Source organism: Gemmatimonadota bacterium, from assembly GCA_016209965.1.
GTDB lineage: Bacteria > Gemmatimonadota > Gemmatimonadetes > Longimicrobiales > RSA9 > JACQVE01.
Window position 1 is genome coordinate 22,612 of sequence record JACQVE010000256.1, and the last position, 12,134, is coordinate 34,745.

The 12,134-nt window shown below is 70.3% G+C and carries 14 protein-coding genes; all 14 read right to left on the reverse strand.

Annotated elements, in window-relative coordinates; all coding sequences use genetic code 11:
- Nucleotides 1-2 precede the first annotated feature (2 nt).
- A complete protein-coding gene (pnp, locus tag HY703_10180) occupies nt 3-2,075 on the reverse strand; it encodes a polyribonucleotide nucleotidyltransferase (protein ID MBI4545553.1) in 2,073 nt (690 codons plus the stop codon).
- Nucleotides 2,076-2,093: 18 nt separating this feature from the next.
- Nucleotides 2,094-2,354, reverse strand: coding sequence for a 30S ribosomal protein S15 (gene rpsO / locus HY703_10185; protein ID MBI4545554.1), 261 nt, complete (start codon nt 2,352-2,354; stop codon nt 2,094-2,096).
- 87 nt (nt 2,355-2,441) lie between these two features.
- A complete protein-coding gene (locus HY703_10190) occupies nt 2,442-3,413 on the reverse strand; it encodes a bifunctional riboflavin kinase/FAD synthetase (protein MBI4545555.1) in 972 nt (323 codons plus the stop codon).
- Complete coding sequence (truB, locus tag HY703_10195; protein ID MBI4545556.1) at nt 3,406-4,293, reverse strand: tRNA pseudouridine(55) synthase TruB; 888 nt, start codon at nt 4,291-4,293, stop codon at nt 3,406-3,408. The genes HY703_10190 and truB overlap by 8 nt, the downstream gene beginning before the upstream one ends.
- A 26-nt stretch (nt 4,294-4,319) precedes the next feature.
- On the reverse strand, nt 4,320-4,697 hold the full coding sequence (gene rbfA / locus HY703_10200; protein ID MBI4545557.1) for a 30S ribosome-binding factor RbfA: 378 nt from the start codon (nt 4,695-4,697) through the stop codon (nt 4,320-4,322).
- A 47-nt stretch (nt 4,698-4,744) separates the two neighbouring features.
- A complete protein-coding gene (locus HY703_10205) occupies nt 4,745-5,026 on the reverse strand; it encodes a DUF503 domain-containing protein (protein ID MBI4545558.1) in 282 nt (93 codons plus the stop codon).
- A 39-nt stretch (nt 5,027-5,065) separates the two neighbouring features.
- On the reverse strand, nt 5,066-7,750 hold the full coding sequence (infB, locus tag HY703_10210; protein ID MBI4545559.1) for a translation initiation factor IF-2: 2,685 nt from the start codon (nt 7,748-7,750) through the stop codon (nt 5,066-5,068).
- A 33-nt stretch (nt 7,751-7,783) separates the two neighbouring features.
- The gene (locus tag HY703_10215) at nt 7,784-8,104 is read right to left on the reverse strand and encodes a ribosomal L7Ae/L30e/S12e/Gadd45 family protein (GenBank protein ID MBI4545560.1); all 321 of its coding nucleotides are present in this window, start codon (nt 8,102-8,104) and stop codon (nt 7,784-7,786) included.
- Entirely contained in the window at nt 8,091-9,533 is a 1,443-nt protein-coding gene (nusA, locus tag HY703_10220) for a transcription termination factor NusA (GenBank protein ID MBI4545561.1), read from the reverse strand. The genes HY703_10215 and nusA overlap by 14 nt, the downstream gene beginning before the upstream one ends.
- A gap of 41 nt (nt 9,534-9,574) precedes the next feature.
- Entirely contained in the window at nt 9,575-10,063 is a 489-nt protein-coding gene (locus tag HY703_10225) for a ribosome maturation factor RimP (GenBank protein MBI4545562.1), read from the reverse strand.
- Between the two features lie 146 nt (nt 10,064-10,209).
- Nucleotides 10,210-10,482: an OsmC family protein gene (locus tag HY703_10230; protein MBI4545563.1), complete on the reverse strand. Its 273-nt coding sequence runs from the start codon at nt 10,480-10,482 to the stop codon at nt 10,210-10,212.
- Entirely contained in the window at nt 10,483-10,674 is a 192-nt protein-coding gene (locus HY703_10235) for a hypothetical protein (GenBank protein ID MBI4545564.1), read from the reverse strand.
- Between the two features lie 292 nt (nt 10,675-10,966).
- Nucleotides 10,967-11,767, reverse strand: coding sequence for a polyphenol oxidase family protein (locus HY703_10240; protein MBI4545565.1), 801 nt, complete (start codon nt 11,765-11,767; stop codon nt 10,967-10,969).
- Nucleotides 11,764-12,093 carry a hypothetical protein gene (locus tag HY703_10245; GenBank protein MBI4545566.1) on the reverse strand — a complete coding sequence of 110 codons (330 nt, stop codon included), beginning with the start codon at nt 12,091-12,093 and terminating at the stop codon, nt 11,764-11,766. The genes HY703_10240 and HY703_10245 overlap by 4 nt, the downstream gene beginning before the upstream one ends.
- Between the last annotated feature and the right edge of the window lie 41 nt (nt 12,094-12,134).

Here is a 12,134-nt window from a genome sequence, read left to right on the forward strand (position 1 = left end):
CTTCAGAGGGCAGCTTTGCGCGACAGCCGGAGCCGCCCCTTCTCGTCCACCGAGAGCAGCTTCACCCGCGTCATATCGCCCTTCTTCAGCACGTCCTCCGTCCGCTCCGTCCGCCCCTCCTGCAATTCCGAGATGTGGACCAGCCCCTCGACGCCCGGCAGGATCTCGACGAAGGCGCCGAACGTGGTCGTGTTCTTGACCACCCCCTCGTAAACGCGCCCGACTTCCGGCTCCTGCACGATGGCCGCAATCATCTCGCGCGCCCGCTCGCCGCCCTCCGCCGAGACACTCGCAATCATGACCAACCCCGTGTCGTCCACGTTGATCTCGGCGCCCGTCTCCTCCTGGATCCCGCGGATCGTCTTCCCCTTCGGCCCGATGACCTCGCCGATCTTGTCCGGGTTGATCTGCAGCGTGATGATGCGCGGCGCGTAGCGCGAGAGCTCGGAGCGCGGCGCGCTGATCGTCTGGTCCATGATGTCCAGAATGTGGAGCCGGCCGAGCCGCGCACGATCCAGTGCCTCACGCATCAGCTCGACCGTCAGCCCCTCGACCTTGATGTCCATCTGGATCGAGGTGATCCCGCGCCGCGTGCCCGCGACCTTGAAGTCCATGTCGCCCAACGCATCCTCGAGCCCGAGGATGTCCGTGAGGATGGCCACCTCCTCCCCCTCCTTGATCAGGCCCATGGCCACGCCGGCGCAGGCCGCGCGCACCGGCACGCCCGCGTCCATGAGCGCCAGTGAGGCGCCGCACACCGAGGCCATGGAGGAGGAGCCGTTCGACTCGAGCACGTCCGAGACCACCCGGATCGTGTAGGGAAAGCTGTCATACGCCGGCAACAGCGGCTGGATCGCCCGCTCCGCCAGCGCACCGTGGCCGTACTCCCGGCGCGACGTGCCCCGCAGTGGCTTCACCTCCCCCGTCGAGAAGGGCGGGAAGTTGTAGTGCAGCATGAACGACTTGGACGTCTGCTGCGGCACGTCCACCGTCTCGATGCGCTGCTCGTCCGATGTCGTGCCCAGCGTCGCCACGGCCAGGGCCTGCGTCTGCCCGCGCGTGAACAGCGCCGAGCCGTGCGTCCGCGGCAGCAGCCCCACCTCGCAGGTGATCGGCCGGATCTCCTCCGGCCTGCGCCCGTCCGCCCGCTCCGCCTTCTCCAGGATCTGACGGCGCATCACCCACCTCTCCGTCTCCGCCAATACCTCCGCAATCGGCCGTTCCTGGCCCGGGAACTCCTGCGCGAGCTGCAGCTTCACATCCTCGCGCAACGCCGCCAGCGCCTGGTTCCGCTCCACCTTCTCCTTCAGGTTCAGCGATTCCGCGACCCGGTCCCGCGCCAGCATTTCCACGCGCGCGCGCACGTCCGCCGACAGCTCGAGCGGCGACCACGGCATCTTCGGCACCGACAGCTCCGCCAGCAGCTCCTTCTGGTAGCCAATCAGCTCCCGGATCCCGCGGTGCGCCACCAGCAGCCCCTGCACCATGTCCTCCTCAGCCAGCTCAAGCGCGCCGCCTTCCACCATCGTGATCGCGTCCTCCGTGCCCGCCACCACAATGTCCACATCACTGAACTCGAGCTGCTGGAACGTGGGGTTAAGCACGAACTGCTCCTCGATCCGCCCGATCCGCACCGCCGCGACCGGCGCGGCAAACGGGATCTTCGAGACGTTCAGCGCCGCGGAAGCGCCGAAAATGCCCCAGGGGTCCGCATCGTTTTCCTGGTCCGCCGACAGCACGTACACGAAGATCTGCGTCTCGTTCGTGAAGCCGTCCGGAAACAGCGGGCGCAGCGGCCGGTCCGTCAGCCGCGCCCCCAGGATCTCGGGCTCGCTCGGCCGACCCTCCCGCTTGATGAAGCCGCCCGGAATCTTCCCCGCCGCGTAGCTCCGCTCCCGATACTCGACCGTCAGCGGGAAGAAGGGCAGCGTGGTCGACTCCTCCTGCGCGGTAGCCGCACACAGCACCACCGTCTCCCCGTACTGCACCAGGCAGGAGCCGTGCGCCTGCTTCGCCATCCGCCCCGTCTCCAGGATCAGGGGGCGACCGGCAAACGTCCGTTCGATTCTGTGCATGTCCGCTCCCTCTTCCCCTTAATGGCGCAGGCCCAGATCCTCGATCAGCGCGCGGTACCGCTCCAGATCCGTGCGCCGTAAATAATCGAGCAGCCGGCGTCGCTTGCCCACCATCATGAGCAAGCCGCGCCGGCTGTGGTGATCCTTGGTGTGCGCCCGGAAATGGTCGGTCAGTTCATTGATGCGCGCGGTCAGCAGCGCGATCTGCACCGAGGCGCTTCCCCGATCATTCGGGTGAAGCTGGTACTTGCGGATGATCTCCTCTTTCTCAACGGCCATGCCGCCTGCCTCCTCGAGAGTCTACGCTGGTCGGGAAGCCCGTGCTCCGAAATCTGTATAACCTTGCACTCTAACCACTCCCAGCCCTCAGGGCAAGCTGCCCGCCGGCGCGAACAGCGCGCGCGCCGCCGCGCAATCGGCCTGGATCGCGCGGACCAGCTCGGCCGTGCTCTGGAAGTGGTGGATGTCGCGGAGCCGCGCGCAGAAGTCGATGCGCACGGCCTCGCCATAGATGTCCTGGTCGAAGTCGAAGAGGTGGAGCTCGATGGAGGGTGGGGAGCCGCGGAACGTGGGGCGGGGGCCGAGGTGCAGCACGCCTCCCAGCCCGCGGCCCGCGCCGGCCGCCGCCTGGCGCAGCACGGCGCGGACGGCGTAGACGCCCTCCCGCGGCAGCAGCTTGTCGGGGTCCGCCACGTCAATGTTGGCGGTGGGGAAGCCCAGCGCGCGGCCGCGGCCCTCTCCCCTGACGACGGGGCCACGCAGCGAGTAGGGGCGTCCCAGCGCGCGGGCAGCGGCCTCGACGTCGCCGGCCTCGAGCGCCCGGCGGATGCGGGTCGAGGAGATGGGCGCGCCGCTCAGCATCACGGCGGGCACCACCTCGAGGGTGAAGCCCAGCTCGTGGCCGAGGGTGCGCAGCATTTCCACGTCGCCGCTCCGGCCGCGGCCGAGGCCGTGATCGTAGCCCACCACGAGGTGCCGGAGTCCCAGCCGCTGTAGCAGGATCTCTTCGACGAACTCGCGAGGCGGGGTGCGGGCAAGCTGCGGCGTGAAGGAGAGGAAGACCGCATATTCGACACCGGACTCCGCCAGGATCTCTTTCTTCTCGAGCGGCGTGGTCAGGAGGCGGGGCGCGGCTTCGGGCCGGACGATGCGCAGTGGGTGCGGATCGAACGTGACCAGCATGCTGCGGCGGCCCAGCCGCTGCGCCGCACTGCGCAGGCGCTCGAGGACGGCCCAGTGGCCGCGGTGGACGCCGTCGAAGGTCCCGACCGTGATGACGGCCCCGGGGCTGGCCAGACCTCCCGCCTCGCGGCCGCGAGCTGCCGTGCGCTCACTCACCGGCCAGCACCTTGCGCGGCCGGAGCGTGCCGTCCGCCGCTTCCGCCACGGCCAGCAGCTCGGCGCCGGAGGCGACGGCTACCAGCCCCGCCGCGGGCGCGCCGGCTGGCGCGCGGACGGTCGCGCCGTGGCCGAGTCGCTCGGCTGCCTCGCCCTCGACACGCACCAGCGGCAGGTGAGCCAGTGCGGCCAGTGGCGAGACCCAGGCTGCCTCGAGTGCGGCCGGATCCCGCAGCCCCTCGAGGGTCACGGCCTGCCCTACCGTGTGCGGGCCAATGCGGGTGCGCCGCAGTCGGATCAGGTGCGCGCCGCAGCCCAGCTCCGCGCCTACGTCGCGCGCGATCGCCCGCACATACGTGCCGCTCGAGCATTCGACCTCGAACTCGACCTCAGGGAGGTCAAACGCCAGCGCCTCGATCCGGTAGATCCGCACCGCCACCGGCGGCGCCGTGACCGGCTCGCCGCGGCGCGCCCGGCGGTACAACCGCTCGCCACCTACCTTCTTGGCCGAGTAGGCGGGCGGCACTTGCAGCCGCTCGCCGAGCTGCGCGCGAAACGCCGCCGCTACCGTGGCGGCAGAATAGTCGCGCCACTGCTCGCTGGTCGAGACGACCTCCCCGGTCACATCATCCGTGTCCGTGCTCACCCCGAGCCTCGCCCTCGCCACATAGGTCTTGGGCAGGTCCAGCAGGTATTCCGCCAGGCGGGTCCCGCGGCCCAGGCACAGGAGCAGCAGCCCGGTGGCAAACGGGTCGAGGGTGCCGGTATGGCCGATACGCCGCGTGCCCAGTGCGGCTCGCGCGGCCGCGACCACGTCATGGGAGGTGAGACCGGCCGGCTTGTCCACGCGCAGCACGCCGCTCCTCAGGGCGGGGACCATGCTCGAGAGGCGCGTGAGCTCAGTGGTCACGGCTTATTGGAGGAGTCCGGCCCGCCGCTCCGGTCCGGCCGCATTTCCTGCAGCAGCCGCTCGATGCGCAGAGCATGCTCGAGCGCGCGGTCCAGCTCGAAGTGCAGCTCCGGCGTGCGGCGGATGCGCAGCCGCCGGCCCAGCTCCCCGCGGATAAAGGCGGCCGCGGCGCGCAGCCCCTCCAGCGTCTGGGCCTTCTCCGACTCGCCGCCCGCTACGCTCACGTAGATCCTGGCCAGGGCCAGGTCCGGCGTGACCTCGGCGGCCGTGATGGCGGCCGGTCCCACCCGCGGATCCTTGACCTCGTGACGCACGATAGCCGCGATCTCCCGCTTGAGCTGCTCGTTCAGCCGCTCGATCCGCCGACCTGCCATCCCAGCCCCCCAATGCACAACGGCGGCCGCCAGGCCGCCGCCTTGCCTCAGTAGAAGACGCGCGAGCTGTGCATGATGCGCACGCGCGCCTCCGCGCTCACTACTCGGTCCGCACTCTCCAGGATCGAGTCGGCCTGGCGACGCCCGCCCGCCGCCACGCACGCCGTCAACTCGGCGCGCTGCCACAGGTCCTGGTACCCCGTCTCGGCCACCGAGAGGTTGAAGCGCGCGTGCAGCCGGTCCTTCAGGCTGCGCAGCACCGCCCGCTTCTCCTTCAGCGACTGGCAGCCGTAGACCTCGAGCTCCCAGGCGATTACGCCTACGACCACCGCTCGCTGGACCCTGTGGCCCGCGCTCCGGCCCGTCGCTTAGCCTTCCTCCCCGCCGCCCGCCGCGCCCGCCAATGTGCGGGCCACCGACTCGATGCGGTAGCACTCGAGGACGTCACCGACCTTGATGTCGTTGAAGCCGGCAATGCTCAGGCCACACTCGAAGCTCTCGCGCACCTCGCGCACGTCCTCCTTGAACCGCTTCAGGCTGCCCAGCTCACCGTCATAGACCTGGACACCGTCGCGCACCAGCCGCACCCGGCCCTTACGGTCCAGCACACCCTCCGTGACGTAGCACCCGGCCACCGTGCCGACCCGCGGCACTTTGAAGATCTGGCGCACCTCGGCGACTCCCAGCAGCAGCTCCCGCTCCTCCGGCTGCAGCATCCCCTCGAGCGCGGCCCTCACATCTTCGACCGCCTCGTAATTGATGTTGTAGAGCCGGATGTCCACGCCCTCCCGCTCCGCCACCGCCCGCGCATTCTGGTCCGGCCGCACGTGGAACCCGATGATGATGGCCGCAGCCGTGGCCGCAAGCAGCACGTCCGACTCGTTGATCGCGCCCACCCCGCGGTGGATCACCTGCACCTGCACATCCGCGGTCGAAAGCTGATCGAGCGCGTCGGACAGCGCCTGCACCGAGCCGTCCACGTCTCCCTTGATCACCAGGTTGAGCTGCGCCGTCTGGCCTTCCGCCAGCAGCTTGCTGATGTCGGTCAGCTTCACGCCGCGCCCCTTGATCCGGAGCTGTTTCTCCCGCTCGAGCCGCTGGCGCGTGTGGGCGATCCCGGCCGCTCGCTCCGCCTCCATGACCGCCAGCGAGTCGCCCGCCTGGGGCACGCCCGAGAGCCCCAGCACCTGCACCGGGATGGACGGGCCCGCCTCCGTGACCGCCTTGCCCCGCTCGTCCAGCAGGGCGCGGACCCGGCCATGGTGGAAGCCGCACACGAAGTCGTCACCTACGCGCAGCGTGCCAGCCGTCACGAGCACTGTCGCGACCGGCCCCTTACCCACGTCGAGCTGCGCCTCGATCACCGCGCCCTGCGCCGGGCGGCTCGGGTTGGCCTTGAGCTCGAGCACCTCGCTCTGCAGCAGGATCTTCTCCAGCAGCTCGTCCACACCCGCGCCCGTCTTGGCACTGACCTCGGCCGAAAGGACATCGCCGCCGAACTCCTCGACCACGACGCCGTGCTCGAGCAGTTCCTGGCGCACCCGCGCCGGGTTCGCCGCGGGGAGGTCCGTCTTGTTGATGCCCACGACAATGGGCACGCCGGCGTTCTTGGCATGGCTGATGGCCTCGACCGTTTGCGGCATCACCGAGTCGTCCGCAGCCACCACCAGCACCACGATGTCCGTGACCTCGGCGCCGCGGGCACGCATGGCGGTGAACGCCGCGTGGCCCGGCGTGTCCAGGAAGCTCAGCGAGCGGCCATCATCCAGCCGGACGTGGTAGGCGCCAATGTGCTGCGTAATGCCGCCCGCCTCGCCCGCCACCACGTTCGCCTTGCGGATGTAGTCGAGCAGCAGCGTCTTGCCGTGGTCGACGTGGCCCATGACCGTGACCACGGGCGGCCGGGGCTCGAGCCGCGCCTCCTCGTCCGGCGCCTCCGCCTCGACCAGCTCGGCGCCGTATTCCGCCTCGCGCACGGCGCGGAACCCGAACTCGTCCAGCAGCAGCTCGATCTGGTCGAAGTCCAGCCGCTGGTTGATGGTCACCATGAGGCCCAGGTTCTTGAACGCGCTGGTGATGATCTCGGTCGGGCTGCGCTCGATCAGCTCGGCCAGCTCTCCCGCCGTGAGGAACTCGTTCACGTGGACGGTCTTCGCCTCTTCCGCCGCCAGCCGCTCCCGCTCCGCCGCCTCCTCGATGCGCGCCGTCGGCTCCTCGCGCCGGTGACGCCGCCGCCTGCCACCCGACTTGAGCTCCGCCAGCACGCGCTGGATGTTCTCCTGCACCGCGCCCTGGTCCACCCGCTGGCGACGCTTCTTCCGCTTGTCCTTCTTGCGCCGCCCGTCCGTCGTGAAGCCCTCCGCCTGGATCCGCACCTGGCCGCCAGGGGCCGCGCTCGCCGCCGGCGCCGGTGGCCGCACAGGCGCGGACGGCCGCGTCGGCGCGGACGGCCGCGTCGGCCACCCCTCGCTCACGCGCCGCGGCCGAGCCCGCTCCGGGAAACGCGGCTCGACGGGCCGCGGCGTTGCTACTGTGCGCGCCAGCCGCAGGGGCGGCGGCGCTGCCTCGGCCGCGACCTCTTCAGGCGCAGCTTCTGCCTCCGGAGCCACCGGCGCTTCCACCGGCGGCGCAGCCGCCGCCTCGACCACGATGGTCGTGTCCGTCGGCTCCTCGCCGCCCACGGTGACCAGCTCTGCGCCGCGCGCCGCAGCCGCCTCCACCTGCTCCGCCGCCATAGCTTCGGCCGCGTCCGCGACCACGGAGGCCGAGGAATCGGCAGTCGTCAACTCGAGCGCCGCCGCCTCCTCCGGGCGCTGGCGGCGACGACGGCGGCGGCCCGCCGCCTGAGTGTCTTCCATCACCGCGCCGATGATCTCTTCCGCCTCTCCGTGGCCCGCCCTGCGCCCCCGCTCGAAACGGGCGCGCAGCCGGTTGATCACAGCGTCCTCCACCGTGGAGCTCTCGCTCCGCGCGGGAACGCCCAGCTCGTGGAGAAGCTGGATCAGCGTGTCCGCCGGGATATGAAATTCCTTGGCTGCCTCTGCGACGCGCATCACTTCCTGTTCACCTCTGCGTAAACCGTCTCATCACCCCGAGCCTTGCCCTTCCGCCAGTTGCCTCAGTCGCCCGGCCAGCGCCGCATCCGTTACGCCCAGCGCGCTCAGCGGCCCGCGGCCCACGGCCCACCCCAGCTCCGAGCGGCTGAAGCCGACCAGGTGCTGGACCCGCCGCTGCTCCAGCAGCGGCAGTAGCTTGGCCCGACTGTTCGGCGAAGCGTCGGCAGCTACGATCACCAAACGGAGTGCGCCCCCGCGCACCGCCTCGCGCACGCGCTGCGTGCCCGGAAGCACCGCCCCCGCCCGCGCCGCCAGTCCGAGCAGGCGCAGCACCGCCTCAGACTTCGCCATCCTCGAGCGGCTCGGCCGGCGACTTCTCGAGCGGCTCGGCCGGCGGCTCCTCGAGCGACACGCCCAGCATCTCCGCGCCTTCCCGCGCCTCCGCCAGCTCCTGCGCCGAGGGACCGGCCGCCGCGGCCTCGTCCGCCGCAGGCTCTTCTTCCGTCAACTCGTCGATCACGCGCACGACCGCATCCACCTCCCCGGCTCCCAGGCCAGGCACGCGGAGCAAGTCCTCGCGTTCCAGATCAATGATATCGAAAAATGTAGTATACCCCGCCCCTTCTAGTGCCGCCAGGGTCGCGGGCGGCAGATCCAGCTCGCGCAGCGGGAAGTCCGCCACCTCGTATTCCTGCTCACCGCCGCCGAAGAGCGCCGCTTCCGCGCCGCGCTCGAGCCACTCGCGGCTGCCGTACAGGTCGATCTGCCAGCCAATCAGTTGACTGGCCAGCCGCACGTTCTGCCCGTTGCGCCCGATCGCCAGCGAAAGCTGGTCCTCGTCTACGATGGCCGTGATCACGCGCCGCGACGAATCGCTGATGACCTTGGCCACCTTGGCCGGCGCCAGCGAGCGCCGCGCGTAGATCTCCGGATCCGGGTGCCAGGGCACGATGTCAATGCGCTCGCCGCCCAGCTCGCTCACCACGGCCTGCACGCGCGAGCCCTTGAGCCCTACGCACGCGCCCACTGGATCGATGGACTCGTCCCGCGACGAGACCGCCACCTTCGTGCGGCCGCCGACCTCGCGGGCGATCCCCTTGATGTCTACAATGCCTTGATAGATCTCGGGCACCTCGAGCTTGAACAGCGCCGCTACGAACAGCGGATCCGCCCGCGACAGAATGAGCCGCGGACCCTTGGGCGTCTCCTCCACTTTCTTCAGCACTGCCCGGATCGGCTCGCCCTGACGGAACCGCTCGCGCGGGTTCTGCTCCTTCCAGGGAATGATCGCGTCCGCCTCCCGCGTCTTGTTCAGCATGACCACTATCTTGCCCCGCTCGACCTGCTGCACCTCGCCGCTCAGCAGATCGCCCACCTTGTTCGCGTACTCCTCACGGATCCGGTTCCGCTCCCCCTCCCGTACCCGCTGGATGATCCGCTGCTTCGCCGCCATCACCGCGTTGCGGCCAAACTCCGCAAAATCCACCGGGATCTCGAGAACGTCGCCAACCTCGAACTCCGGGTCGTCCCAGCGCGCCTCGTCCAGCGAGATCTCCCGCGACGAGTCCTGCACTTCAGCCACCACTTCCTTCAGGACCGTGATCTGAATGTCACCGCCATCCTCATCGATGGCGATCTCGGCTTCGACGGCCGGACCGTAGCGCTTCTGCAGCGCGGCCATGATCCCGTCCTGGATCAGATCATGGAGGTCGGCCTGGGACAGACTCTTGTTCTGCGTCATGTCCCGGAACGCCGCCAGCACCTGCGTCGCGTTGGTCATTAGCTCTCCCGCTCACTCCTTTGGCGCGGCGGGCCCCCGCCTCAGCGGGCATGGCCCCACCGGAAAATCAAATGGGCGCGCGCGATCTCGCCCCGCGCAAGTTCCACCACCTCACCGTCCGCGAGCTGCAGCCGCACCCACATCCCACCATCGCTCAAGCCGAGCAGCGTTCCCTCCAGCCGCCGGCCGCGCCCCGCCAGCGGAGCGACGCCTTTGATGGCGACTTCCCGGCCCGCGAAGCGCTCGAAGTCCCGCGGCCGAACCAGCGGCCGCTCGATGCCGGGGGATGAAACCTCCAGTACGTAGCGTGCCCCCAGCTCCGCCATCTGGTCCAGCAGCGACTCGAGCTCACGGCTCACGCGGGCGCAATCGTCCAGCGTCACGCCCCGCCCGCGCTCCGAGTCCGGCCGGTCAATCCGCAGCCGCAGGATCGGCCGGCTCCGCGAACCGGTGCGCTCGAGCTCGACGAGTTCGTAGCCCAGCGCCTCGACGCGCGCCTCCAGCAACCGCTCGAGCGGATCGTCGGCCATGGGTGCACCCGAATAAAAAAGTGGGGGCTCGTCCCCCACTTCTCGTACCGGGCCCGCAGCACGAGCCCGGATGCAATGGCAATATAATGGCGGCGGCGAGGAAAGACAACCCCTTGTCAACGCTAGCGCTAGGGCAAGGGCCAGCCCTAGCCCTCCTCGGCGATTTCCGCCTGCCAGCCGACCTCCACAGCCCCGCGCAGGCTCTGCGCCGTCGGGCACTTCTCCTGGTGCCGCGCCAACGCCCGCTCCACCACCTCCCGGCTCCCGGCCGGAACGCGCAGCACGTACTTCAGGTGGATGCGCGTCAGCACGGGCATGCTCTCGCGCAGCTCGTTCACGCCCTCGGCCTCCGCCCGAATCGCCTCGGCTGGCAGCTTGATCCCGCGCACCTCCAGTGCGCCGTTCAGGGTGCCCAGCATTCAGGCGCCGGTGGCGGCGACCACGTAGTCCACGGGGAGCGGCAGGTCCGGCTCGCCCCCCAGCTTGTAGTGCAGCTTGATGGGGCCGTGTACGCCAAACTCGACCGTGGCGCCCGACTCCAGGGTGGCGCGGCGGTGCACGCCCCGGACTTTCTCGATCCGCACCCGCGCGCGGTAGAACGGCTCGCTCATTTCTGCTCTCCGTTTTGACTGGCCGGATCGACCGGCGTGTCGGCTCGGCTCGCCGTCGACGCTTCGTACCCGCGGCAGCGCAGCACGGGCAGCCTCGGGTAACGGGGGAAGGCCGGGTCGAAACGCGAGCGCTCGCACAGGAAGAAGTGCGAACCGCGCCGGTTCCGGATCACGCGGCCGTGCCGGCACATCGCGCACAGACCGGGCGCCTCCGCTTTCACTGGAAAATCGTTCATCGCAGGTGAAATGATCCTGCCTGGCACACCGCGCACAGACCGGGGCGCCTCCGCTTTCACACCCCCTGCGCCCCCGTGGGGCGCAGCCCCAGCACACCCAGTTGTCGGCCGGGCGAGCCCGCGCGGTGAGAGAAGAAGGGCGAGTTCCCGCAGCGCGTGCAGAGGCTCGAGCTCGTCACCTGTGCTCCGGGTATGCCCAGTGCCGCCGCCCGCCCGGCGAGCAGCGCCCGCAGGTCCACGGGCCCGGGCGCGGGCCGCCGCTCGAGCCCCAGCGCCGCGTGCACTTCCGCTCCCACCTCGTAGCAGGCACCGCAGATCGCCGGCCCCAGGTGCAGGTGCAGGTCAGCCCGGCGGGAGCCCGCGGCACCGGCAAGCCGCGCTACACCGGCCTCGAGTACCCCAGCAGCAATGCCGCGCCAGCCGCCGTGCAGCAGCGCCACGGCACGCTGCTCCGCGTCAACCAGAGAGATGGGGACGCAGTCCGCCACAGACACGGTGAGCAGCACTCCCGCATCCCGGGTCACATGCCCATCGGCCCCCTCGGCCAGGAAAACGCCGGGCGGCCCCGCGCCATGCACCAGCACCTCCGCACCGTGCACCTGCAGCGCATGCACGGCGCGCGGGCACCCCGTCGCCTGGCGCAGCCGCGTCCACCGCGCCCAAACCGTCGCGGCCGGCACTTCACCGAACCAGCGCAGGTCGAACGGCTCCTGCTCCGCTCCCCGCGCCGTCGTGCCCTGCACCAGCCAGGGAAAGCGGCGCGCCCACTCCGCGTGAAGGAACAGAGGAAGCGGCGCCGCGGCCCGCTCTTCCCGGACCGGCCGCGCCCGCAGCGCCGGGGCTACCGCTCCCCTCACACCCCTTCCCCGGGGAAGGGGCCTTCCGGAGCCTCACCCTCGAGCACCGCCAGTCGGCGCCGCAGCTCCGCCACCTCCGCCTGCAGCGCCTCGAACTCCCGCCGCGGCACGAAGTCCAGCCGCTCCTTCGCCTCTTCCATCGCCTGCTGCGCCCGCCGCATCGTATCGCGCACCACCTCTTTCGCCCGCTCCGGCGAAATCTCCTCCCGCTGCCGCAGCTCCTGGATCGTCTCCTCGATGGCTTCCTTCAGCGCAGCCAACAGGCCGATTCCCGTCCGGATCCCCTCCTTTATCCCCTCCCGCATGCGCTGCTGCTCCTCTGTCATACCCCTACCCTCCTTTAGTGGTCGAATCCGCAAATACGGCC